The organism is Bacillus sp. BACIII (assembly GCF_057836745.1).
Map to the genome: position 1 here is coordinate 1,939,473 of NZ_CM174437.1, position 22,513 is coordinate 1,961,985.

Annotated in this window: 25 protein-coding genes and 1 pseudogene; 15 read left to right on the forward strand and 11 right to left on the reverse strand. The window is 47.7% G+C overall.

Annotated features, from left to right (window positions below):
• Positions 1-66: 66 nt before the first annotated feature.
• On the reverse strand, positions 67-582 hold the full coding sequence (gene lepB / locus ACXN9U_RS09245; RefSeq protein ID WP_045925291.1) for a signal peptidase I: 516 nt from the start codon (positions 580-582) through the stop codon (positions 67-69).
• Positions 579-1,205: a TVP38/TMEM64 family protein gene (locus ACXN9U_RS09250; protein ID WP_438421564.1), complete on the reverse strand. Its 627-nt coding sequence runs from the start codon at positions 1,203-1,205 to the stop codon at positions 579-581. The genes lepB and ACXN9U_RS09250 overlap by 4 nt, the downstream gene beginning before the upstream one ends.
• 150 nt (positions 1,206-1,355) lie before the next feature.
• Between ACXN9U_RS09250 and ACXN9U_RS09255 the strand changes: the two genes are divergently transcribed.
• The 4 genes from ACXN9U_RS09255 (at position 1,356) to ACXN9U_RS09270 (ending at position 3,854) form a co-directional block, all read left to right on the forward strand.
• Positions 1,356-1,715: a YhjD family protein gene (locus ACXN9U_RS09255; RefSeq protein WP_159353986.1), complete on the forward strand. Its 360-nt coding sequence runs from the start codon at positions 1,356-1,358 to the stop codon at positions 1,713-1,715.
• Between the two features lie 114 nt (positions 1,716-1,829).
• A complete protein-coding gene (locus ACXN9U_RS09260; protein ID WP_003155162.1) occupies positions 1,830-2,030 on the forward strand; it encodes a DUF3311 domain-containing protein in 201 nt (66 codons plus the stop codon).
• A complete protein-coding gene (locus ACXN9U_RS09265) occupies positions 2,027-3,496 on the forward strand; it encodes a sodium:solute symporter family protein (protein ID WP_438421563.1) in 1,470 nt (489 codons plus the stop codon). Before ACXN9U_RS09260 ends, ACXN9U_RS09265 begins: the two co-directional genes overlap by 4 nt.
• Before the next feature lie 40 nt (positions 3,497-3,536).
• Complete coding sequence (locus ACXN9U_RS09270; protein WP_016938304.1) at positions 3,537-3,854, forward strand: YbjQ family protein; 318 nt, start codon at positions 3,537-3,539, stop codon at positions 3,852-3,854.
• 31 nt (positions 3,855-3,885) lie between these two features.
• Here the strand turns inward: ACXN9U_RS09270 and ACXN9U_RS09275 are convergent, their stop codons facing one another.
• Positions 3,886-4,155: an excalibur calcium-binding domain-containing protein gene (locus tag ACXN9U_RS09275; RefSeq protein ID WP_016938305.1), complete on the reverse strand. Its 270-nt coding sequence runs from the start codon at positions 4,153-4,155 to the stop codon at positions 3,886-3,888.
• 195 nt (positions 4,156-4,350) lie between these two features.
• On the opposite strand from ACXN9U_RS09275, the gene ACXN9U_RS09280 reads away from it, so the two are divergent.
• Positions 4,351-5,061, forward strand: coding sequence for a YrpD family protein (locus ACXN9U_RS09280; protein WP_489202476.1), 711 nt, complete (start codon positions 4,351-4,353; stop codon positions 5,059-5,061).
• A 212-nt stretch (positions 5,062-5,273) separates the two neighbouring features.
• On the opposite strand, the gene ACXN9U_RS09285 is transcribed toward ACXN9U_RS09280, so the two are convergent.
• Positions 5,274-5,645, reverse strand: a complete 372-nt coding sequence (locus ACXN9U_RS09285) for an iron chaperone (protein ID WP_060963133.1) — start codon at positions 5,643-5,645, stop codon at positions 5,274-5,276.
• Between the two features lie 145 nt (positions 5,646-5,790).
• Complete coding sequence (gene comK, locus ACXN9U_RS09290) at positions 5,791-6,369, reverse strand: competence transcription factor ComK (RefSeq protein WP_045925287.1); 579 nt, start codon at positions 6,367-6,369, stop codon at positions 5,791-5,793.
• Between the two features lie 316 nt (positions 6,370-6,685).
• Between comK and ACXN9U_RS09295 the strand changes: the two genes are divergently transcribed.
• On the forward strand, positions 6,686-6,919 hold the full coding sequence (locus tag ACXN9U_RS09295) for an IDEAL domain-containing protein (RefSeq protein ID WP_016938310.1): 234 nt from the start codon (positions 6,686-6,688) through the stop codon (positions 6,917-6,919).
• A gap of 29 nt (positions 6,920-6,948) precedes the next feature.
• Here the strand turns inward: ACXN9U_RS09295 and ACXN9U_RS09300 are convergent, their stop codons facing one another.
• Positions 6,949-7,806, reverse strand: coding sequence for an SDR family oxidoreductase (locus tag ACXN9U_RS09300; RefSeq protein WP_007610477.1), 858 nt, complete (start codon positions 7,804-7,806; stop codon positions 6,949-6,951).
• A 123-nt stretch (positions 7,807-7,929) separates the two neighbouring features.
• Here ACXN9U_RS09300 and ACXN9U_RS09305 point away from each other — a divergent pair, with 123 nt between their 5' ends.
• From ACXN9U_RS09305 to ACXN9U_RS09335, 7 genes and pseudogenes are all read left to right on the forward strand, one after another.
• Positions 7,930-9,453, forward strand: coding sequence for an FAD-dependent oxidoreductase (locus ACXN9U_RS09305; protein WP_060963134.1), 1,524 nt, complete (start codon positions 7,930-7,932; stop codon positions 9,451-9,453).
• Between the two features lie 232 nt (positions 9,454-9,685).
• Positions 9,686-10,060 (forward strand): annotated as a pseudogene (locus tag ACXN9U_RS09310) (protoglobin domain-containing protein); the annotation flags it as partial.
• Positions 10,061-10,069: 9 nt separating this feature from the next.
• Positions 10,070-10,867 carry a methyl-accepting chemotaxis protein gene (locus ACXN9U_RS09315; protein ID WP_420913154.1) on the forward strand — a complete coding sequence of 266 codons (798 nt, stop codon included), beginning with the start codon at positions 10,070-10,072 and terminating at the stop codon, positions 10,865-10,867.
• A gap of 130 nt (positions 10,868-10,997) precedes the next feature.
• Positions 10,998-11,555 carry a biotin transporter BioY gene (locus ACXN9U_RS09320; protein WP_060963136.1) on the forward strand — a complete coding sequence of 186 codons (558 nt, stop codon included), beginning with the start codon at positions 10,998-11,000 and terminating at the stop codon, positions 11,553-11,555.
• An 11-nt stretch (positions 11,556-11,566) separates the two neighbouring features.
• A complete protein-coding gene (locus ACXN9U_RS09325) occupies positions 11,567-13,003 on the forward strand; it encodes an acyl-CoA synthetase (protein ID WP_489201542.1) in 1,437 nt (478 codons plus the stop codon).
• Positions 12,991-14,082, forward strand: a complete 1,092-nt coding sequence (locus ACXN9U_RS09330) for an acetyl-CoA C-acyltransferase (protein WP_489201543.1) — start codon at positions 12,991-12,993, stop codon at positions 14,080-14,082. The genes ACXN9U_RS09325 and ACXN9U_RS09330 overlap by 13 nt, the downstream gene beginning before the upstream one ends.
• Positions 14,083-14,132: 50 nt before the next feature.
• The gene (locus ACXN9U_RS09335; RefSeq protein WP_016938316.1) at positions 14,133-14,708 is read left to right on the forward strand and encodes a histidine phosphatase family protein; all 576 of its coding nucleotides are present in this window, start codon (positions 14,133-14,135) and stop codon (positions 14,706-14,708) included.
• Positions 14,709-14,723: 15 nt separating this feature from the next.
• On the opposite strand, the gene ACXN9U_RS09340 is transcribed toward ACXN9U_RS09335, so the two are convergent.
• The gene (locus tag ACXN9U_RS09340; protein ID WP_060963139.1) at positions 14,724-15,587 is read right to left on the reverse strand and encodes an ABC transporter substrate-binding protein; all 864 of its coding nucleotides are present in this window, start codon (positions 15,585-15,587) and stop codon (positions 14,724-14,726) included.
• Positions 15,588-16,074: 487 nt separating this feature from the next.
• Here ACXN9U_RS09340 and ACXN9U_RS09345 point away from each other — a divergent pair, with 487 nt between their 5' ends.
• Positions 16,075-17,223: a S8 family peptidase gene (locus ACXN9U_RS09345; RefSeq protein ID WP_060963140.1), complete on the forward strand. Its 1,149-nt coding sequence runs from the start codon at positions 16,075-16,077 to the stop codon at positions 17,221-17,223.
• A gap of 43 nt (positions 17,224-17,266) precedes the next feature.
• On the opposite strand, the gene ACXN9U_RS09350 is transcribed toward ACXN9U_RS09345, so the two are convergent.
• Complete coding sequence (locus tag ACXN9U_RS09350; protein ID WP_060963141.1) at positions 17,267-18,517, reverse strand: M48 family metallopeptidase; 1,251 nt, start codon at positions 18,515-18,517, stop codon at positions 17,267-17,269.
• A gap of 154 nt (positions 18,518-18,671) precedes the next feature.
• On the opposite strand from ACXN9U_RS09350, the gene ACXN9U_RS09355 reads away from it, so the two are divergent.
• Positions 18,672-19,067: a YhfM domain-containing protein gene (locus ACXN9U_RS09355; RefSeq protein ID WP_060963142.1), complete on the forward strand. Its 396-nt coding sequence runs from the start codon at positions 18,672-18,674 to the stop codon at positions 19,065-19,067.
• A gap of 50 nt (positions 19,068-19,117) precedes the next feature.
• Here the strand turns inward: ACXN9U_RS09355 and ACXN9U_RS09360 are convergent, their stop codons facing one another.
• The 3 genes from ACXN9U_RS09360 to lplA all read right to left on the reverse strand — a co-directional run bounded on the left by ACXN9U_RS09360 (position 19,118) and on the right by lplA (position 22,512).
• Entirely contained in the window at positions 19,118-20,659 is a 1,542-nt protein-coding gene (locus ACXN9U_RS09360; protein ID WP_060963143.1) for a fatty acid--CoA ligase family protein, read from the reverse strand.
• 131 nt (positions 20,660-20,790) lie between these two features.
• A complete protein-coding gene (locus ACXN9U_RS09365; protein WP_489201544.1) occupies positions 20,791-21,435 on the reverse strand; it encodes an SDR family oxidoreductase in 645 nt (214 codons plus the stop codon).
• 81 nt (positions 21,436-21,516) lie between these two features.
• The gene (lplA, locus tag ACXN9U_RS09370; protein ID WP_049628217.1) at positions 21,517-22,512 is read right to left on the reverse strand and encodes a lipoate--protein ligase; all 996 of its coding nucleotides are present in this window, start codon (positions 22,510-22,512) and stop codon (positions 21,517-21,519) included.
• Position 22,513: the final 1 nt, after the last annotated feature.

Sequence of the window (22,513 nt, forward strand, 5' to 3'; positions counted from 1 at the left end):
CGTAACAATCCTCATTATAGTCTTCCCTCTGCTTTTTGACAATCATTTCCGAAAAAAAGACGCCGTTCACTTGGCGTCTGATTCACTGATCACCCCGACGATGTCTTTATCCTTAATCGGTCCGAAATGACGGCTGTCGAGGCTGTATATGCGATTGTCGCCAATAACGAAATATTGTCCTTTCGGTATGCTTTTGCGCCCGGTCGTTTCCTTCAATGTATAATCACCGGTCACATGGCTGCCTGCGGACAATGATGACTTTAACGGTTTTAAAAACGGTTCTGAAACCCGTTTTCCATTCACATACAGCTGGTCTTCCCTGTAAGCGATCGACTCGCCCGGGAGCCCGATGACACGTTTGATCAGCACTTTGTGGTGCGGGCCTTTAAACAGGACAATATCGAAACGGCGGATCGTTTTGTAACGATGGGAAAACTTGTTGACTATCAGCTCATTTCCTTGTTTAAAGGTCGGATTCATGCTGATTCCTTCGACTTTGTAATCAATAAAAATGGCATTTTTTAATTGTATGGCCAAAACAACGATAAGCACGCCGGCTATAAACCAAAATCGTTTTTTCAAGATTCCTGTCTCCCTCCGTCTTTCTCATGCTGACTGATCCTCGTCTGTAAACGCCGTTCGATATGCTTTCCTGCATACCACAGCACCGCGATCACCGTTAAGGCGCCCGCCATCCTGAAAGGCTGTGTAAAGAGCGCGTGAAGGTCATACCCGATAAAGCTGATCATAAAGATCATGACCATTTTCCCCATAGCGGCGGCTGATACAAACTGCAGCGCCCCCACACGTGACAGGCCGGCAACGATATGAACCGCAGCGGACGGCGTAAAGGGGAAGCAAAGTAAAATAAACAGCGGACCGAAACCGTGCCGCTCAACCCACAGCATCATCCGCCTTATGGTCTCATGCCTGCGGATGAAACCGAAAGCTCTTTTCTGTCCGAAACGGCGGACGGCATAAAACATAAGCAGTGATCCTGCCGCAGATCCGAGCCACGACAGAAAAAAACCTTCCCACAGCCCAAATGCATTCGTATTCGCCACCACAAATACAACAAGCGGCAAAAACGGAAGAAACGCTTCAATAAAAGGCAGTAAAACCGCAGCCGCCGGGCCGAAAGCTCTATAGCTTTGGAACCATTCCGTCAGCTGTTCCTCAGTGAAATATGATAAAAATTGCTCCAACGTTTATACTCCTTAACGAGTTTGTCTATCCTTATTCTACACATTATCTCCAAAAAACGAAAATGTTTACGAGATTTTCCGACTTGAAATATCGTGTAAGTGAGTATAAAATAAGAACAAATGTTCTCTTTTAAGAAAGAAGGAGTATTTATGCCTGACATCCGGAGCGGCACCCGCGACCTCATCGAAAAAGGGCTGTTTCTGCCCATGGCGGCCGCCATTCTGAATCGGGATTTCGAAGCGCTTGATTCGTGCCCGTTCAAATTAAAACAACCCTATAAACAGCTTATCAGCTGCTCTTTAAAATTAGCACAAAAGGATTTGAGTGATGTTCGAAAAGAGTTAAGAAAGCGTAAAATCAAAATATACGAAGCCCAAAGAGATGAAGCATTTACGCTTTATATATGCACCATTAACGGCTATGAAGAAAAACACCGTTATTTCAACCCGAGAATACGGGAACAGGTAACCGCCTTAGTGGAATATTACCTGTCTCTTGCGACCATTTAAAAAGCAGCCGGGACTGCTTTTCCTTTTGAAACTATAAAATTCAGACTATTCACACTATACATTCGACATGATTTTCTTTATAATTCGGTACACGCTTTTCAAAGGAGGAATGTTATGAAACTGATTCATGTTCTCGCTGCCCTGCCCTTTTTCGGAATTCTCGCCGGCATTCCATTCGCCAACCGGGTGACGCCTTATGTTTTCGGAATGCCTTTCATTCTCGCATATGTCGTCATCTGGGCCGTTCTGACTTCTGTTCTGATGGCTGCGGTTTACAAATTGGACAAAGAAAACAAGGCGGGTGAGACGGAATGAACGCCGCATTTCCCGTAATGGCCGCCGTGCTCCTGTTTTGTGTATATCTCGGAATCCGCGCCCGAAAAGGAAAAAAGATGGACCTTGAACAATGGACGGTGGGCGGACGCGGCTTCGGCACGATGTTTGTCTTTTTATTAATGGCGGGAGAAATTTACACGACCTTCACATTCCTCGGCGGAAGCGGATGGGCTTACGGAAAAGGAGGTCCCGCCTTTTACATTATCGCTTACGGCTGTCTTGCCTACATTTTGTCATATTGGCTTCTGCCTGCCGTGTGGACATACGCCAAACAGCACAAACTGATGTCGCAATCTGATTTTTTTATTTCAAAATACAACAGCCCGCTCCTCGGCATTCTCGTATCGCTCGTCGGCATCGCATCTCTCATCCCCTATCTCGTCCTGCAGCTGAAAGGGCTCGGATTAATTGTTTCGGCAACGTCGTACGGCCAGATTCCGCCATCAGCCGCAGTCTGGATCGGCGCTGTCTCCATCACGATTTATGTGATGATTTCAGGAATCCACGGTTCAGCGTGGATATCAGTCGTCAAAGATATCATGATTTTAGGCATCGTCCTGTATTTAGGCATTTATCTGCCCATTCATTACTACGGCGGTTTTTCAGAGATGTTCAAACAAATCGACGCCGCAAAACCCGGATTTCTCACACTTTCTGAAACCGGACAAAGCCCTTCATGGTTCAGCTCAACCGTCCTGCTGACCGCTCTCGGCTTTTATATGTGGCCCCACACCTTTGCCGCTTCCTATTCGGCGGAGCATCCGCGGGTGTTTCGGAAAAACGCGATCATCATGCCTCTTTATCAGCTTGTCCTGCTGTTTGTCATCTTTACCGGATTTGCGGCGATTCTGCAGGTGCCCGGTTTAAAAGGGGCGGACACGGACCTCGCCTTATTAAAGCTGTCAGTGAAAACCTTTGATCCTTGGTTTGTCGGACTGATCGGATCAGCGGGCATTCTGACGGCGCTTGTCCCCGGTTCAATGATACTCATGGCCTCAAGCACGCTGTTCGCCAAAAATGTGTACAAAGCCATTCGGCCCGGCACGACTGACAAAAAAGTTTCGCGGCTCGCAAAATACGCCGTACCCGTTATCGCGCTGATTTCCGTATATTTTACGCTGAAAGGCGGAAATACCATCGTCACCTTGCTTTTAATGGGCTACAGCCTTGTCACCCAGCTTTTCCCCGCGCTTTTATTCAGCCTGCCGAAGCGGCGTTTTATCACAAGCCACGGCGCTTTTGCCGGCATAGCGGCCGGGGTCGGGACGGTCGCCTTCATCACGCTGACCGAATCAACCATCGGAACCCTCTTTCCGTTTCTTCCGCAGATCGTGAAAGACATGAATACAGGCATCATCGCGCTGATGTTAAACACTGCCGTCATGTTTGCAGTCAGTGCCGCAGTCAGAAAAAAACAAATCAGCGCAGCCGAAAAGGCGGCTTAATGATAAAATAGCGGTAAGACACATGGAGGGGGCAAGCCGCATGATCATGACCACAACTGAAACCGTCGCCGGAAAACAGATTACGGAAGTAAAAGGCCTGGTGACAAGCAGTATCGTCCAGTCCCGTCACATCGGAAAAGACTTGCTTGCAGGCTTAAAATCTGTCGTCGGCGGCGAATTAAAAAGCTATACCGAAATGCTGGAAGACTCCAAAAAAGCGGTGAAAGAACGGCTGATCAGAGAAGCGGAGCAGCTCGGTGCGAACGCCATCGTTGGCCTGCGGTTCGAACTGACCGCCGGACAGAACACATCCGAATTAATCGGATACGGAACCGCCGTCACCATCGAATCAATGTAAAAAAACAAGCCCTTTAAAGAGGCTTGTTTTTTTATTTCTCACATGCGATATAGTCTTTATCACGATCAAGTCTTTTATTTGCATCGTAAAGCGCTTTTGAGACATATGGCTTGTACTTTGTTCTGCCGCCTTTGTTTTTCACTTTTGACGTCCGGGCCACGCCGCCCTTATACACCTTATTCAGCGCCTTGCAGTTTTGATACGTTTTCACCTTTGTTTTCGCTTCCGCCGTCTGCCCCGCCCCGTATGAACATCCGAATACCAGACCGAAAGACAAAAGCACAGCTGCCGTCTTTTTCATCCTCTATCTATCCCCTCTCCTGAGTGATGCGGTATTGCTGAACATAGCATAGTTCAAATAATCTCCATTTACAAGATAAATAGGAAAAAAGTTTCGTTTTACATTTGCCCGTATCTCTTTTATGGAATTTCTTCCAAAACCTTTTATAATATGAATTGATAGCGCTATCTGACTATGATGATAGGAGGAGAAATGATGATGAAAAAAGGGCTTCTTGCGGTTGTGCTCACTTCAGCCGTTCTATTCGGTGTATGTACTGCGGATATTCCCGGGGTCATCAGCCCCAATACGGCGGAAGCGGCGTCCCAGCTCAGCAAAGGAATCGGCGGAAGGGCCTACCTGAACAGTACAGGCTCTGTTCTCGTCACGAAAATTCAGCTTCCGAGCTCGATTCAGGTGTCAAATGGGACAGCCTATATTTACTCAGGATTTACCGGAGGCACGGAGGCCGATATCGGGCTTCAGTACAGTGAAACGTATCATGTATGGAAACCGATCATGAAAGTCGGCTCAAAAGGGCAAAGCCAGGTCCGGTATCTGGAAGGAGAAAGCCAATTCACCTATACGAAAGGCTTTCGGCCCGGCAGCACCGTACAACTGACCATTTACAAAAATCTGAACGGCAATACCCGCGCCACATATTGGGGCACGAATAATGACGGATACACCGGCCGCATCATCTCAGAACTCGCCCAAACAAATGTAGGTTCAGTCTCAAAATGGAAAGCGCTCGCCACCGTTGCGGTCACATCAGAGGATCAGCGCCCTTACATCAAATCAAACTTCTCAACAGCTTTTACAAATATCACGATCGACAATAAAGCAGTCACACCTGTGGTGGATACACAGGACTTTGCCAAAGTGACGGTGTCAGGCAGCAGCGTCAGCATGTCTGTCGTCAAATAAAGAATTCTGAACGCACGATTCCTGCCATCGTGCGTTTCGTTATGTCAATCCCGCTCTTTACCGCGAAGATTTGCCTGAAGGAAAGGGTCGGTCGCCGAACCGGGTATTCAAGCGATGAACGCATGATGATCCTCAGCCGGAAACGCAAATCCCTTAGGATTACTTTTCATAAAAAAGCTCCTGATCAGGTTTGTGCTTTAATATTTTTTCGTTCATTTCCGCCAAAACGCTGAACAGTCTGCCTTCTCCTGAATATTAAATTGAATCATGCTTTCAAGCAGATCATAATGCACCGGTTCAGTCCATTGAATTCTGAACAAACGGGAAGTGGCGCTGTAGCCGGCGCGGGCGATGTCATCGGCAAAGTGCGCAATCCCCGCTTCTTCGGGGGAAACACTTAGATGATGCTTCGCTGCTGCAAAGCCGATAATAAAGGTGCCGTGATCAGTAAACATCGGCGTATTCCACTTGATCTGCGGCTGTAAATTCGGGAATCGGTCAGCCGTCCAAGACAGGATTTCCTCTAGTTTGAGCCGGTGATCCGGGTTGTCGATTCCTGATACATATTTTGCAAATACATTCATGCCCATCTCTCCTAAAATATAATGTCATGACTCTTTCCACCATCATAGCCAACAGACGGAGACGATACAACTCTGCCCGGGCATGTAAATCAAAAAAGCCCTCTCCAAAAAGGAAAGAGCCCGTCCCTTCACATCACAGCTTTCTCTAATATCTCTCCCCCAGCTCCCGCAAAATAAAGTCGTAAATCATTTTAGTCCGCTCTTCTTTCGGGTACAGCATGAATTCCTGCCGCTTCGGGATATGGCTGCCCATCCTGTCCTGAAAAGTGGTTCTGAGATAGGCGGTTCTGTAAACCTGGTTTTCAAAAGAATGATAAGATACTTCCAGCTCCATCGTCTTGCCGTTTGAGAATGTGACCGCTGTATCATCGAATGCGGTCGGTTGAAAATCTTTAACATGCACATGAGATATCCAGCCGCATTGAGGCCTTGCAGAAGAAAGTGTAGGGAATAAAAAGATGTGATTTGAAGGGTCCACCATAATCGGCGGCTTGTGAGAAATTTTAATCGCTTCATACGTTCCCGCTTTTCTCCCGGCGTAGCTCGAGCCAAAGTAGCGGCAGCTTCTGTCAATGATGTGAATCGGCTTCATGCTGACATACAGAATGCAATCTTTTTCAATGATCTTCGACCCCATTTTACCGTCTATTTCCTCAGGCAAAACAGCGATGGTTGAACGATTTACTTCGTAGCTTTCTAAGGGTGCGTGTGTTTTCTGGCACATAATGTGCAGCCTCCAATCCTTTTCTTGAAAATTTATACTAATAATCTATCATCTGTCATTGGAAAACGACAGGTTTTTTTTGAATATAGCTAAAAATCACCTTTTAAAGATATAATTTAGTCTTAATTTACTACTTAAAGATTATTTTTCACTCTCGTTTTCACAACATTTATACAATGTTATTTTTCAATTTTTCGTCAGTTTGCAGGATATGTCGATATATTTCCAAGTATTAGTTGTCTAAAGATTATAAAAATTAATTGATTTTTCCGGCTGTTATCCATATACTATAAAAAAGGCATTGGGGGGATTCTTTATGAAAGAGAAAAAATCGTACACTGAGCTCATGAAGTCCCGCAACACGCAAAAAGCAAATGAATTCGATGTGACAATGGCCGATATTTACATTCAAATGGTGCTCGACGAATCCTTGTATAAACGCCGGCTCCACACGCTGACAAAACAGATTGATAAAGCGCTTGATGATAAAAATAAAGAAGCGTTCCTTACGCTTTCTAAAGAATATGCTGCACTCAAACTGAGTGAATAAGCCAATCCAAATGGATTGGCTTTTTTATATTATCCGTTTACGATGGTGCCGCCGTTCACATGAATTGTCTGTCCCGTGACATAGGAAGAATCATCGCTTGCTAAGTACAAATAGCTCGGTGCCACTTCAACAGGCTCTCCCGGGCGCTGCATCGGCACGTCTGAGCCGAAGACTTCCACTTCCTTCGCCGAGAAGCTCGCCGGAATGAGCGGCGTCCAGATCGGTCCCGGCGCCACTGCGTTCACCCTGATGCCCTGAGTGACAAGAGACTGGGACAGAGATCTTGTAAACGTGACGATCGCCCCTTTTGTCGCTGAATAGTCAATCAATGTTTTGTGGCCTTTATAGGCGGTAATGGAGGCCGTATTAATGATTGAACTTCCTTTTTTCAAATGAGGGAGCGCGGCTTTCGTTAAGTAAAACATTGAAAAAATATTCGTCTGAAACGTTCTGATGAGCTGGTGGCTCGTGATTTTCTCAATCCCCGGCTGCACGTGCTGCTCACCCGCATTGTTGACTAAGATGTCAATGGAAGGGAAGGCTTGGCCCGCCTGACGGATGACATCGTTGCAAAAGGCTTCGTCGCCGACATCACCTGCGATCAGCAGACACTTTGCCCCCTCTTTTTCTACATATTGCTTCGTCTCTTCGGCATCCTGATGCTCATCAAAGTAAACGATGACCACATTTGCGCCTTCCTTCGCGAACAAAACGGATACGGCACGTCCGATTCCGCTGTCTCCGCCCGTGATAATCGCAGTTTTTCCTTCAAGTTTTTTCGCCGCTTTCGGTTTGTCAAATACAGGGCGCGGGTCCATTACATATTCAAAGCCCGGCTGCCGGTTTTGATGCTGCGGCGGCAAGGTTTTCTTCTTCTGATTCGCCAATTTAATCACTCCTTTACATTAATTACTATATTATGAGTAATTTGAGCATCTTATACGACTTTCATGTATGAATATAGACTTATTGGGAAAATTAAGAATATACAATAGAGGAGGTAATTTGAAATGACTGCTTTTTCAAACGAGGAATCTGCTTCCTATTGGAAAGCAACAGCTGACATTCCTTCCTTTCCCGCCCTGACTGAAGATACGGAATGCGACGTTGCGGTTATCGGCGGAGGAATTACGGGCCTGACAACGGCATACGAGCTGACGAAAAGAGGCTTCCGTGTCGCTGTCATTGAAGCAGACCGGATTTTAAACGGGACGACCGCGGGCACGACCGCAAAAATCACCGCCCAGCATGATTTCATCTATGCCGATCTAATTCAGCAGATCGGACTGACCAGCGCAAGGCTCTATTTCGAAGCCCATCTTCGCGCTATGGAAGACATGAAGCAGATCATCAAGGACCTTTCGATTGACTGCAGGCTGATTGAACAAGACGCGTATATTTACACGAATACGGAATCAGGCGTCAAAAAAATCCGCAGCGAGCAGGAAGCCTACACCAAGCTCGGCATTGAACACGAGCTTGTGAAAGAACTTCCCGTCCCCGTTGATTGCAGGCTCGGCCTTGCCATGAAGAATCAGGCGCAATTTCATCCGCTTTTATATGGCGCGGCGCTTGTGAAGGAGATGGTCAAAAACGGAGCGCGGATTTTTGAACAGACGGCGGCAATTGACATTAAAAAAGAACCGCAGCCTGAGGTGGTCACGAAAAACAGACACGGCATCAAGTGCCGCTACATTGTCTGCTCCTCCCACTTTCCTTTTTATGACGGCGGAGGGCTTTATGCCGCCAGAATGTATGCCAGCAGATCCTACGTGCTGGCGGTAAAACCGAAGCAAGCGTATCCTGACGGTATGTTTCTCAGCATAGACAAGCCGTCCAGATCACTGCGCTATACAGAGCTGAACGGTGAAAAACTGGTGCTCGTCGGAGGCGAAAGCCACAAAACAGGCCAAGGAAAAGAAATGTCCGAGCATTACGAAGCGCTGAAACAATTTGCAGAAGACACAATCGGAGTCGAAAGCATCCCATATCATTGGTCTGCGCAAGACCTTGTCACCATTGACAAAATCCCGTTCATCGGTCCGATCTCAGGCGATGAAGAATATATTTTGGCGGCGACCGGTTTTAAAAAATGGGGCATGACAAGCTCAGCCCTTGCGGCGAAGCTTTTGGCCGATCATATCCAAAACAAAAAGAACCCGTTTTCCGGCCTGTTTATCCCGTCACGTTTCCACGCAGATCCGGGGCTGAAAAAACTGATTTCCTATAATGCCGACGTAGCCAAACACCTTATCTCGGGCAAACTTGAAAGGCCGGACGCTTCACCTGAGTCCCTTCAGCCCGGAGAGGGAAAAATCGTAACCGTAAACGGCAAACGGGCCGGCGCCTATAAAGATGAAAAAGGCTGCCTGCATCTTGTCGACACGACATGCACCCATTTAGGCTGTGAGGTTGAATGGAATGACGGCGAACGGACGTGGGACTGCCCTTGTCACGGCTCCCGGTTCACACCTGACGGCGGGGTTGCCGAAGGTCCCGCCATCAAGCCGCTGAAGCGTATCACGCAAGATTAACTGAACCATTCTGTATGAATGGTTTTATTTTTTCGGCATTAAAATATTTTTACCGGATTCCTTCATTCAAGTTCCTTCCAAACCGATAAAAAGAAAAAGAGAATATCTGGGGGAACTAATATTGTTATTTAAAAAAGACCGCAAAAAAGAAACAGCTTATTTTTCAGAAGCCGACGGCAAAAAACGCATCGAGCTTTCAAATCAATATGCAGATGTCAAAAAGCAGCTGAAAATGGTCAGGCTTGGAAACGAAGAGCTTCATGTGCTTGAAGAGCTGCAGCCGTTAATCAAAGAACATATTTCCACAATCGTCGATTCCTTTTACCGAAACCTGGATCACGAAAAATCATTAATGACGATCATTAACGACCACAGCACGGTCGAGCGCCTGAAAAAAACATTACGCCGTCACATCCACGAAATGTTCGCCGGCACGATTGATGATGAATTCATTGAGAAAAGACAGCGCATCGCTTCCATTCATTTGCGGATCGGCCTTGAACCGAAATGGTATATGGGGGCGTTTCAGGATCTGCTTCTGTCGATGATGAACATATATGAAGCTTCCATCCCGGATTTGCATGAGCTTTTAAAAGCGATCAAAGCGACGACTAAAATACTGAATCTCGAACAGCAGCTCGTCCTTGAAGCGTTCCAGACCGAATATAACTGCCAGCGGGACGAGCAAGAGGAAAAGAAAGCCCGTCTTCATCAAAAAATTCAGGAAACATCCGGATCACTCGCTGATCTGTTTTCAGAAACGAGCAGAGCCGTGCAGGAGCTGGTCGATAAATCAGAGGACATTTCCGAGGCGTCAAAAGCCGGCACCGTCACTTCCGTACATGTAGAAGAAAAGTCAATCGGCGGAAAAAAAGAACTTGAAAGCCAGCAGAAGCAATTGAATAAAATCGACGCCAGCCTTCTGCATATTGAAGAAGAAATGGATAAGCTGAATGACATTGCCCAGCAAATCGAAAAAATCTTCGGCATCGTGACGGGGATCGCCGAGCAAACAAATCTCCTGTCATTAAACGCTTCAATAGAATCTGCGAGAGCCGGGGAGCACGGCAAAGGCTTCGCGGTTGTCGCAACCGAAGTAAGAAAGCTTTCAGAGGATACAAAAAAAACCGTTTCCACCGTATCAGAGCTTGTGAACAATACCAATACACAAATCAACATCGTATCCAAACATATTAAAGATGTAAACGGACTTGTGGGTGAAACGAAAGAAAAAATGATGCAGATCAACCGTCTGTTTGATGACATCGTCCAAAGCATGAAAACGAGCAAAGATCAGACAGGCAAAATCGACGTTGATTTACAGGCTTTTCTCGGCGGCCTTCAAGAAGTCAGCCGCGCCGTTTCCCACGTTGCATCATCCGTTGATTCACTTGTTATCCTCACAGAAGAATAAAGATAAACCGGCCGGCCTTTTTTATAAAGGGCCGGTCTTTTTAATGTAAACCAAAAATATAATGATGTTGACATATATAAAGACTCGCTTTATTGTATAAACATATTTTGATAAGCTGGAGGAATACATAATGAAATTGACAGAAATGATGCATATTGCCGTGTTTACCGCCATTATGGGACTTTTGGGGCTTCTCCCCCCTCTTTTCTTATCCTTTACGCCAGTTCCGATTACACTCCAGACGATCGGTGTGCTTTTATCAGGAAGCATCCTAAAACCGAAAGCCGCGTTTTTAAGCCAATTGCTGTTTTTGCTGATTGTGGCATGCGGAGCGCCTCTCCTTTCGGGCGGAAGAGGCGGGTTCGGGGTTTTTTTCGGGCCGAGCGCCGGATATCTCGCCGCATATCCGCTTGCGGCATTCCTGCTTAGCCTCAGCATCCGAAACCTTCGCTCAGCCAGCGCACCCCATTTGTTTATCAGACAGTTTTTGTTCGGCGTGCTGTTTTTGTATGTCATCGGCATTCCCGTTCAGGCTTTTATGATGCACATTGATATCTTGACTGCCGTAAAGCTCAGCCTCATCTATGTGCCCGGAGATCTGCTTAAAGCGGCCGCAGCCTCATTCGCAGCCGTAAGAATCAGAAAAACTCTTCAAGCAAGCCGGCTTTTGCCGACGAAAGGAAGCTGATTTTACTCATCATGATTACATCATCATATTCAGATACAGCCGGACAAGCGCCGGAACACATCGCCATTCAGACAGAAACAGAACAGATCAACTATCAAACCTGGAACAGGCTAGTAAACCAAACCGCAAACTGGCTTGGCAGCCTTTCAGGTAAGCCGAAAAACATTGCAATATTACTGCCGAATGAAATCCCTTTTTTACAACTATTCGCAGGCGCGGCGCATGCCGGCTGCACGGCGGTTCCGTTAGATCCCCGCTCGACAGCGGCGGAATTCGCGGATCAGCTGCACATCAGCAAAACCGATCTCGTCATCTGTGACCGCCGGCTGAGCGGCAGATTGAACGGCGTCAAAACACCCGTCATTCTGTGGGATGAATGCAGATCTTGTATCGAGGCGGAGAACACAGAAGGCGCCTTTATCAAAAACGCCGGCCTGCCCTTTTATACCGGGTTCACCTCGGGTTCGACCGGAAAGCCGAAAGCCTTCACCCGCTCCCACCGTTCGTGGCTGGAGAGCTTTTCTTGTACGAAACGTGAATTCGGCATTTCCCCTGATGACAAAGTGCTGGTACCGGGCACGCTGCGCTCATCTCACTTTTTATACGGCGCCGTCAGCACTTTGTTTATCGGCGGAACCGTCATCCTTCAAAGAAAATTCAACCCGGCCGGAATGAAAGACCGGCTGAGACAAGCTGATGTTCTGTATACCGTACCGACAATGACCGACGCCCTGCTCTCGGCAGAAGCGTTTCCGGATAAACCGCTCAAGGTAATTTCTTCCGGTGCAGACTGGCCCGCTTCGTCTAAACAAGCGCTGTCAGACCGCTATCCTCATTTGCGGTTATATGATTTTTACGGAACGTCCGAGCTGAGTTTCGTGGCTTTCTTATCGCCTGAAGACGGCGCAAAAAAGCCAAATGCGGCGGGCCGGCCGTTTGATAATGTTAAAATCGAAATCCGCCGTCCCGGAGGAGAGCGCTGCATGCCGGGCGAAACGGGGAAGATTTTTGTGAACAGCCCGATGAAATTTTCGGGATACATCGGCGGCGCAAAGCCTGATGATTCCGGATGGATGACGGTGGATGACATGGGGTATGCCGACCGTGACGGCTATCTATATATCGAAGGACGTGAAAACGGGATGATCGTATCCGGCGGCCTGAACGTGTTTCCTGAAGAGATTGAACGTGTGCTCAACGGCTGTCCGGGCGTCAGAAAAGCAGCCGTAACCGGTGTGCCTGATGCCTATTGGGGCAGCATCGCCGTTGCGGTGATCGACGGACATGCGGATGTAAAGGAACTGAAGAAAAGGTGCCGCGAACAGCTGGCGGCATATAAAATCCCGAAAAAATGGCTGTTTTCAGAAATACCGGAAACAGCCGGCGGAAAGATCGCCCGTGCCGCCATACGAAAGCAGGCAAAGGACATGATGGAATGGAAGCGGTAATTACGGATGCGAAACGGACGATTTTTGCCCGGGAAAACGGCCTGTTAAAGGACTGTCTTCCTGAGGATTTAGCAGCTCCGCTGATCCGCCATTTGAGCCGGAACACACCCGAAGACATTGATGAAGTCCTGATCGGAAACGCGACGGGCCGCGGCGGAAACCTCGCCCGGCTGTCAGCCTTGGCGGCCGGACTTCCTTTGAGCGTGTCCGGAACGACCATCGACAGACAGTGCGGCTCCGGGCTTGATGCCGTGAGAATCGCGTGTCATTTTGTAAAAGCCGGCGCAGGGAGCACGTATATCGCGGGAGGAGCGGAGAGCAGCAGCCGCTCCCCTTTCTCATCGCGCGCGCGTTTTTCACCTGAACATATCGGCGATCCTGATATGGGCATAGCAGCCGAGTATACGGCACAGGCTTACGGGGTAACGAGAAAGATGCAGGACGAATATGCCCTTCTCAGCTATGAACGGAGCGTCAAAGCGCACGAAGACGGCCTGTACCGCCGGGAGATCCTCCCCTTTCGCGGATTCGATGCTGACGAAAACATGCAAAAAAAGCGGAACATGGAGCCTCTCATCGCCCGCGCCAAACCCGTCTTTCAGCCCGGAGGCTCCGTCACCGCCGCCAACAGCTGCGGAATTTCTGACGGGGCGGCGGCAGTCTGTGTGATGGAAGAACAAAAAGCGCGGTCTCTCGGTTTAAAGCCGGGATTGCGTTTTATCGGAAGCGCGGTAAGCGGCGTCCATCCGCATTATCCTTCAGCAGCTCCGGTGTATGCCGTCCAAAAACTGCTGACGGAGCTGGACCTGTCACCCGATGACATTGATATATACGAAATCAACGAGGCGTTTGCCGTCAAAATATGCGTCTTTTCACAGCAGCTTCAAGTGCCGTATTCTAAAATAAATGTCCGGGGCGGCGCTCTGGCCGTCGGACATCCGTACGGGGCTTCCGGAGCGGCGCTTGTCACCCGGCTTTTTTATGAAGCAAAAAGGCGGCCGGATGCCCGATTTGCAGCAGCAGCGATCGGCAGCGGAGGCGGAGTCGGACTGGCGCTTCTCTTTGAAGTGTTAACGTAACGGCAGTATAATAGATGATATCGATAAAAAATGATCGGAGTGGAGACTTTATGACTGCCGTTTGTTTAGTAAGACATGGAGAGACTGATTGGAACGCCCAAAAGAAGCTTCAAGGCAAATCGGATATTCCGTTAAATGCGACGGGAGAGCGTCAGGCGAAAGAAACAGGAGAATACTTAAAAGGTTTCAAATGGGATGTCATCGTCTCAAGCCCGATGAAACGGGCCAGAAAAACGGCTGACATTATTAACGGGTTTTTGAATCTTCCCATTGTCGTCATGGAAGATTTCAGAGAACGGAGCTATGGGGATGCGGAAGGAATGTCTTTACCGGAACGGTCGAAGCGCTATCCGGATAAAAACTATCCGAACATGGAGACCGCAGAGGAGCTGACAGACAGAATGCTGGCCGGTTTAGTGAAAGTTCAGGAGCGCTTCCCTGATCAAAAAGTACTGATCGTCGCTCACGGCGCAGCCATTCACGCCCTCTTGTCCGCCATTTCTGACGGTGACACCGACATACAAAACGCAAAGCTTGTCAATGCTTGTCTGAGCAATATTGAACGGATTGAAGATCAGTGGCGCGTCAAGGATTACAATGTAAGCAGCCACCTTTCAGAATCATAGCAAAAAGGCCCGCATTCAGTGCCGGGCCTTTTTGGCGGGCATTTTTTCCTGCAGATCATGTAATATGGCGTCCGCACCGTCAATACTCCGGCGTTCCGTCCAAACCGCCCTGTCCGCGCGGTAAACATGTCCGTTTTTCACGGCTTTAAGCTGTTTCCAGATCGGATTCTTTTCGAATTCTTTCTCTCCGCCCAACAGCACGATGTAATCAGGATCGATATGCAAAAGCTTCCCGTGCGTCATTTTGATAGGCTCAGATTTTCCGCCGGAAGCTGTCTGGACCGCATAGGTAAACCCTGCGAGCGTTAAAAGCCGGGACGTAAAAAACTGATCATCCTTTACGAAAAAGCTGCCGTTTACAGCGTTCATTATTAAAATCGAGGCGCCTTCTGCATCCAGTTTTCTTTTGATGTCATTCAGCTTTTCTTCTTGAGCCGACAACTGTTTCTCTATGATGCCCTCTTTACCGGCCGCCTTTTCAATGGTAAGGGCGGCGTCAACCGCATCCTGATAATCCGCATCTTCATTTTTTAAAGCGATTGTCGGAGCGATCTCCGTCAGCTTATCGTATATCCCTCCGTGCAGGTCTGAGTCCGCAATGATGAGATCGGGTTTCAGCGAAGCGATCTTTTTCAGGTCGGGATGTGACCGGGTGCCGGCGTTTCCCGCTGACCGGTTATCGGCCGCAGCCACAGGCTTTATGCCGAGATCATGAAGGGTATCATTAAAACCCGGATTCAGCACGGCGACGCGCTGCGGATGCGCTGGCACATGTGAGGTCCCCAGATCATGTCTGATGGCAGTCTCATGCTCCGGCCCTGAACATGCCGATATGAAGAGGACGGCCAAGATCGGCATCAGCATACTGAATCGTTTCATCTGTTCCCCTCTTTCGTTTTTCCGCAATTATATCATGAGCAAGATAAGCATCAATGATATTCATAATCATTATTTTTATAAAATGGTTTCATGGCTATTCTCCACCAAGGAAGTCAAAGGCTGATTCATGCTGAAGCTTTTTCTCATTCCGCTTTCACCTCCATCAGTCTTCTGCATTCAACAAAAAGTGACATTTATCCTGTTTTTGGTACAGCATCCAAAAATGGAAGCAAAACATTCGACCCAGTAAACAAGCAAGTCATGGCGCTTGTGTACATTTACTCATGTCCTTCCATCGGTTTTTTCCATTAAAATTTAAATATTTCGGGTTCCTACTAAATGAAAGAGAGTTGATATACCTAAATAGAAATAAAACGGGATGAAAAAAATTGGGCCTACTAAAATATTATTCCATACTATACAATTAATCCACAGAATAGTCAGTCTATTGGTTATTCTGCAAATGAAAAAAAGGAGAGGATAAAGAGTGAGAGGCAAAAAGGTATGGATCAGTTTGCTGTTTGCTTTAGCGTTAATCTTTACGATGGCGTTCGGCAGCACGTCTTCTGCCCAGGCGGCAGGAAAATCAAACGGGGAAAAGAAATATATTGTCGGGTTCAAACAGACAATGAGCACGATGAGCGCCGCTAAGAAGAAAGATGTCATTTCTGAAAAAGGCGGAAAAGTACAGAAGCAATTCAAATATGTAGACGCAGCTTCAGCTACATTAAATGAAAAAGCTGTAAAAGAGCTGAAAAAAGACCCTAGCGTCGCTTACGTTGAAGAAGATCACGTTGCAAAAGCGTACGCGCAATCCGTGCCTTACGGCGTATCTCAAATCAAAGCCCCTGCTCTGCACTCTCAAGGCTTCACCGGATCAAATGTTAAAGTAGCGGTTATCGACAGCGGTATCGATTCTTCTCATCCTGATTTAAAGGTGGCAGGCGGAGCCAGCATGGTTCCTTCTGAAACAAATCCTTTCCAAGACAACAACTCTCACGGAACTCACGTTGCCGGCACAGTTGCGGCTCTTAATAACTCAATCGGTGTATTAGGCGTTGCGCCAAGCGCATCCCTTTACGCGGTAAAGGTTCTCGGCGCTGACGGTTCCGGTCAGTACAGCTGGATCATTAACGGAATTGAGTGGGCGATCGCAAACAAAATGGACGTTATTAATATGAGCCTCGGCGGACCTTCTGGTTCTGCAGCGTTAAAAGCGGCAGTTGACAAAGCCGTTGCTTCCGGCGTCGTAGTCGTTGCGGCAGCCGGTAACGAAGGCACTTCCGGCGGCTCAAGCACAGTGGGCTACCCTGGTAAATACCCTTCTGTCATTGCGGTTGGCGCTGTTGACAGCAGCAACCAAAGAGCATCTTTCTCAAGCGTAGGTTCTGAGCTTGATGTCATGGCACCTGGCGTATCGATCCAAAGCACGCTTCCCGGAAACAAATACGGCGCGTACAACGGTACGTCAATGGCATCTCCGCACGTTGCCGGAGCGGCTGCTTTAATTCTTTCTAAGCATCCGAACTGGACAACCACTCAAGTCCGCAGCAGTTTAGAAAACACCGCTACAAAACTTGGTGATGCTTTCTACTACGGAAAAGGGCTGATCAACGTACAGGCGGCAGCTCAGTAAAACATAAAAAACCGGCGTCGGCCTTGGCCCCGCCGGTTTTTTATTATTTTTCTTCCTCCGCATGTTCTATCCGCTCCATAATCGACGGATGGCTTCCTTTGAAAATCTTGACGAGAAACGGAGGATTGACCCGGCTCAGTCCCGTAACGGCCAAATCCTGAAACGTCTCAATCGCCGCTTCCCGGTTTCCGGTCAGCTCGATGCCGTAACGGTCGGCGGCGTTTTCCTGATACCGGGAGACGGCATTCGTAATCGGATCAGAAGCAAAACTGAGCACGGATATGAGCAGCAATAACAGCGGGAGAGCGGCCAGATCTTTAGGCCCCTCTATATGGAGCATCCGGCTGAAGGATTTCGCCAGCCGCCTGTAAAGCTTGTCAATGATATAGAACCCGGCCAATGACAGCAGCAGATACCCGGCAAGTCCGATGTACACGTGCTTCATCACATAGTGCCCCATCTCATGCCCCATTATGAACAAAATTTCCGGATCCTTCAGTTTGTTAAGAGTCGTATCCCACAAAACGATGCGCTTATTCGAACCGATGCCCGTCACATACGCATTCAGCGCGTTCGTTTTCTCCGACATATTTACTTCATAAACATGGCTGGCGGGAATATCGGCCTTGTCGGCAAGCGACAAAATTTTGCTTTCCAGCTCCTTGTCTTTCAGCGGATAAAAATCATTGTATAAAGGATCAATGACGACCGGCTGCAGGAAAAACAAAAACAGGGTAAACGGCACGGTCAGACACCATGCGTAAAACCACCATTTTTTTGTATGCTTTGTGATCAGCCAGTAAAACACAAGCACACACGCGGCAAACAGCGGAAAACTGATCCAGAAATCAATGACATGGTCTCTGATCCAGCTTGTTGCGGTCTGGGTCGAAATATGATACGCAAGCGAAACCCGATAGCCGATCCACTCAAGCGGAAGCGAAGCCGCCGTAACGATGAGTGAAATGACAAATACGAAGCTTACGATTTGCAGCACCCGAAAGCGCACCGCTGCTTCCAGCCATTGCTTTATTTTTTTGGCAAGCCCAGTAATGAGCAGCAGAAAAAATAAAAACCAATCTAACGGCGCCCCGATAAAAAACAGAAAATCTTTTACATTTGAATAGTTTTCAGCGGCTGCCAGGCGGCCCGGGTCCATAAACGAGGCCGGATCAGCTTTCGTTCCCTTTACGGCCTCCGGGACCGCGGAGTCTCCTGTCATAAAGAAATACCAATAGAAAAAAAGGCCGTACAGCACATAGGCAAGTCCCGCTGCCGCAATCCATTTGCGCATGGAAGTCACCCTCCTTACCCTTATGACTTACTCCTATTGTAAGCATAAATGCAAATAAATAGAACCAAGCCTCCGAAACGGATGTTAATCTTTTCACAACAGAAAAGAATGGAACAACAGGAAGCGGGAAAGACTAAAAGACGGAGTGATGAATATGAAAAAAATAATCGCATTTATTGTAGTAATCGCCCTTTTGGTTATTGCTTTCTTCTATGTATACAGCCGGACCGGCGATGTGTTTCCATCAAGCAACGCAGATCTGATTATTCTGTCTGAGCACGGAAAAAAAGAAATCAAAATTAAAGACAGGCAGAATGTAAAAGATATGCTCGATATCTTGAACCAAGGAAAACAAGTCAAACTGACCAAAAGCGTGTCTCCCGATTACAACGGAACGGTCAAATACCATGAAGACCGTTTTGATTCATTCAGCATGTGGCTCGAACGCGGCAATTATATGACGTACAAGCATAAAAACACGTATTACAAACTGACCCGGCATGATACGTTGCTTGTGCAAAGCATCATTAAGGAAGAATCGCAGAGCTGACCGGATCAGTTCATGTAAAAGCGAAGCCCTCAGGCTTCGCTTTTCGTCTGTCATTTCGGAAGCATGTCCCGGACCGCCCGTCTCAGCAGCTTCCCGGTCGCGTTCTTCGGAATCTCATCAAGAAAAACCACTTCCGCCGGGCGCTTATATTTTGCTAAATGCTGTTCACAGTAATCAACAACGGCCTGCTCTGTCAGCTCACCATCGGCAGGCACTATATAAGCATGCACCGCTTCCCCCGTTTTGGCGTCAGGAACGCCGATAACCACGGCTTCTTTAATGCCCTCATGGCTGTAGAGCACTTCTTCTACTTCACGCGGATAGACGTTGTATCCGCCGACGAGAATCATATCTTTTTTTCTGTCGACGATATAAAAATAACCGTCTTCATCGCGCTTCGCCAAATCACCAGTGTATAGCCAGCCGTCCTTCAGCGCATGTTCCGTCTCCTCCGGCATCTTGTAATAGCCTTTCATCACATTCGGCCCTTTCACAATCAATTCCCCCACTTGATGGGCGGGCAGTTCTCGACCGAGCGTATCAACGACTTTATTTTCGACATGCAAAATATTCGTCCCGATTGAGCCGGGCTTTCTCCCCCGGTCAAACGGATTGAAACAAGTAACCGGAGACGCTTCAGAAAGTCCGTATCCTTCCAAAATGGTGACATTAAAGGTTTGTTCAAACGTCTGCAGCAGAGCGACCGGCATCGAAGCGCCGCCTGAAATGCAGAGCCTGATAGACGCAAAATCCTCCGCCTTGCCGTGCTCATATTGATACAGGTAGTTATACATCGTCGGAACGCCTGCAAAAATAGTTGCCTGCCGGCGTTTAATCAGTTTAAACACAGAGGCCGGGCTGAATTGCGGCTCGATTAATACACACGCTCCGCTCATCAGAGGCGCATTCATACAAACAGTTAAACAAAAAACGTGAAACATCGGCAATGCGGCTACAATTTTATCTTTCTCATTCATTCCTAAGTATCCGGCGACATCATTCGCGTTGGAAAAAAGATTCTGATGGGTGAGCATGGCGCCTTTCGGTTTTCCCGTCGTCCCTGAGGTATATAAAATGACGGCAGTATCATCTTGGGACAATGTCGGATAGGTTCTGGTGCGCTCCGCCGGACGGAGCATTTTTGTAAACGTTGTCATTTTCAAGCGCAATTGAGGGTCTTCTGTCGATGGAGCGTTCTCCGCGGTCTGACTGATGATGATATGCTCCACTAGCGGCAGTGAGCCGTGCAGGCTTTCAAATACGGGAATTAAAAGGTCGATGCCGGCGATCGCTTTGACATCGCCGTTTTTCAGCATATATGCGATCTCTGAAGGTGTGTATGCCGGATTAACAGGTATAACGACAACTCCCGCTTTTAACGCACCGAAAAACGCAATGACAAAATCAGGCGTATTTCCGAGCAGCAAAGCGAGATGATCCCCTTTTTTCAGTCCCCTGTCTTCCAATCCGTTTGCAAATGCTTCGATTTTACCTGCCAGCTCCTCATACGTCATGTACTGATCTTGAAACAGACAAGCTGGTTTTTCCGGTTTCTGTGATGCCGTTTCTTCCAATTTGGAAACCAGATTCATTTTCCCACCCCTTTAAAAATGTAATGAATGAATAGTCATTCATTTCTCCGGAATAAACGTTCACTTTCATTATAGAAAAATATAGAAAAACACTCAAGGGCTAAAAGCCCCGAGTGCCGTAAAACCGGAAACTATAATTGTTTCAGCGCTTCTCTGATGGGCGTGCTGCCCGCCGTCAGATCGAACGCCTTTTCATACGTATTCGGTTCATTAAGGGATGCGATAACGGTCTTGGCGACATCGTCTCTTGAAATGGAGCCTCTTTCTAAATCGGCGGCGGCATTGATATTGCCCGTTCCGGGATCATTTAATAACCCGCCGGGACGGATAATCGTATACGTCAAACCGCTCGCTTCAAGAATTTTGTCCGCATAATGCTTTGCGGCATAATACGGCTTCAGCGATTCATTCCAGTTGGCCCGGTTATGAGCCTGAAGGGCGCTCACCATAATAAACCGCTTAATGCCGGCTTTCTTTGCCGCTTCTATCGCTTTTGCCGCTCCGTCAAGATCAATCAAAAGCGTCTTATCGTATCCGGTGCTTCCGCCTGATCCGGCGGTAAAAACCATCGCGTCACAGCCCTCGGCGGCTTTCTTGATGTCTTCCGCACTTCCTTCGAGATCCGCAAGAACGGCTTCTGTTCCCGCAGCTTGAAGCGCTTCTTTCTGCTCTTCTTTCCGGACCATCGCCCGCAGCGTATGGGTGCCGTCTTGTTGAAACAGCCCGGTCAGCCGCTGTCCGATCTGTCCGTTTGCTCCGATGAGAAATACTTTCATCATGATCCCTCCCTATCTATTATGGTTCTATCATTTCATAAAAACGGGCGCTGATTCAAATCATGCGGTTCGGCAAGTGTTCTAATAAATCAGTTCGAGGAAGTCTTCCAGCTCTATTTTGCCGAAATACTGTTTCAGCTCAATTCCGGCCAGCGCCTCCCTGATCGCGGTTCTGTCATACTGTTTTCCGATCAGCGCCTGTTCGACTTCACTCACATCTTTCGCACCGAAAAAATCACCGAAAATTTTGCAGTCTTGAATGATTCCTTTTTTCACTTCAAGGCGCAGATCAATTGATCCGACCGGATAACGTTTGGAATGCTGAAGATTGAATGCCGGCGACCTGCCGAAATTCCAGTCCCAGTTTTGATAACGCTCTTCAGAAATCTTCCGGATCGCTTTCCAATCTTCATCCGTCAGCTTATATTCCGGCACTTTGGAAAGATCATTTGTATTAAAAATATGGTGAAGCAGGTGCTTTTTGAATTCATCGGCCGTCATTTTGTCATCAAGAAACTCGCTGATGTTGGCGACACGGCTTCTGATTGATTTAATGCCCTTTGATTCGATTTTGTCTTTTTTCACTTTCAGTGCTGACACAACATGGTCAATGGCCGAATCCAGCATTAATGTTCCGTGGCTGAAAATCCGCCCTTTCGTCGAGAATTGAGCGTTGCCGGAAATTTTTCTGCCATCTGCGACAATGTCGTTGCGGCCGCTTAATTCAGCTTCCACACCGAGCTGGCGCAGCGCCTGAATGACGGGTTCGGTGAATTTTTTAAAATTGTGAAAGCTGTCTCCGTCATCCTTTGTGATAAAACTGAAATTCAGATTTCCTAGATCGTGATAAACCGCGCCGCCTCCTGACAGTCTGCGGACAACGATGATTCCGTTATCTTCTACGTATTTCGTATTGATTTCTTCTATTGTATTTTGATTCTTCCCGATGATAATCGACGGCTGATTGACATAAAAAAGCAGGTATGTCTGTTCAGGGTCGAGATGCTTCACGCAATATTCTTCGATCGCGAGGTTGATCCTCGGATCGGTTATGTTTTGGTTATCAATAAATAACATG

Excerpts from the sequence above, each read along its gene's own strand:
- ACXN9U_RS09255 (WP_159353986.1), top strand. The coding sequence starts at position 1,356 with ATGCCTGACATCCGGAGCGGCACCCGCGACCTCATCGAAAAAGGGCTG.
- ACXN9U_RS09260 (WP_003155162.1), top strand. The coding sequence starts at position 1,830 with ATGAAACTGATTCATGTTCTCGCTGCCCTGCCCTTTTTCGGAATTCTC.
- ACXN9U_RS09265 (WP_438421563.1), top strand. The coding sequence starts at position 2,027 with ATGAACGCCGCATTTCCCGTAATGGCCGCCGTGCTCCTGTTTTGTGTA.
- ACXN9U_RS09270 (WP_016938304.1), top strand. The coding sequence starts at position 3,537 with ATGATCATGACCACAACTGAAACCGTCGCCGGAAAACAGATTACGGAA.
- ACXN9U_RS09275 (WP_016938305.1), bottom strand. The coding sequence starts at position 4,155 with ATGAAAAAGACGGCAGCTGTGCTTTTGTCTTTCGGTCTGGTATTCGGA.
- ACXN9U_RS09280 (WP_489202476.1), top strand. The coding sequence starts at position 4,351 with ATGATGAAAAAAGGGCTTCTTGCGGTTGTGCTCACTTCAGCCGTTCTA.
- ACXN9U_RS09285 (WP_060963133.1), bottom strand. The coding sequence starts at position 5,645 with ATGAATGTATTTGCAAAATATGTATCAGGAATCGACAACCCGGATCAC.
- comK (WP_045925287.1), bottom strand. The coding sequence starts at position 6,369 with ATGTGCCAGAAAACACACGCACCCTTAGAAAGCTACGAAGTAAATCGT.
- ACXN9U_RS09295 (WP_016938310.1), top strand. The coding sequence starts at position 6,686 with ATGAAAGAGAAAAAATCGTACACTGAGCTCATGAAGTCCCGCAACACG.
- ACXN9U_RS09305 (WP_060963134.1), top strand. The coding sequence starts at position 7,930 with ATGACTGCTTTTTCAAACGAGGAATCTGCTTCCTATTGGAAAGCAACA.
- ACXN9U_RS09320 (WP_060963136.1), top strand. The coding sequence starts at position 10,998 with ATGAAATTGACAGAAATGATGCATATTGCCGTGTTTACCGCCATTATG.
- ACXN9U_RS09325 (WP_489201542.1), top strand. The coding sequence starts at position 11,567 with ATGATTACATCATCATATTCAGATACAGCCGGACAAGCGCCGGAACAC.
- ACXN9U_RS09330 (WP_489201543.1), top strand. The coding sequence starts at position 12,991 with ATGGAAGCGGTAATTACGGATGCGAAACGGACGATTTTTGCCCGGGAA.
- ACXN9U_RS09335 (WP_016938316.1), top strand. The coding sequence starts at position 14,133 with ATGACTGCCGTTTGTTTAGTAAGACATGGAGAGACTGATTGGAACGCC.
- ACXN9U_RS09340 (WP_060963139.1), bottom strand. The coding sequence starts at position 15,587 with ATGAAACGATTCAGTATGCTGATGCCGATCTTGGCCGTCCTCTTCATA.
- ACXN9U_RS09350 (WP_060963141.1), bottom strand. The coding sequence starts at position 18,517 with ATGCGCAAATGGATTGCGGCAGCGGGACTTGCCTATGTGCTGTACGGC.
- ACXN9U_RS09355 (WP_060963142.1), top strand. The coding sequence starts at position 18,672 with ATGAAAAAAATAATCGCATTTATTGTAGTAATCGCCCTTTTGGTTATT.
- ACXN9U_RS09360 (WP_060963143.1), bottom strand. The coding sequence starts at position 20,659 with ATGAATCTGGTTTCCAAATTGGAAGAAACGGCATCACAGAAACCGGAA.
- ACXN9U_RS09365 (WP_489201544.1), bottom strand. The coding sequence starts at position 21,435 with ATGAAAGTATTTCTCATCGGAGCAAACGGACAGATCGGACAGCGGCTG.
- lplA (WP_049628217.1), bottom strand. The coding sequence starts at position 22,512 with ATGTTATTTATTGATAACCAAAACATAACCGATCCGAGGATCAACCTC.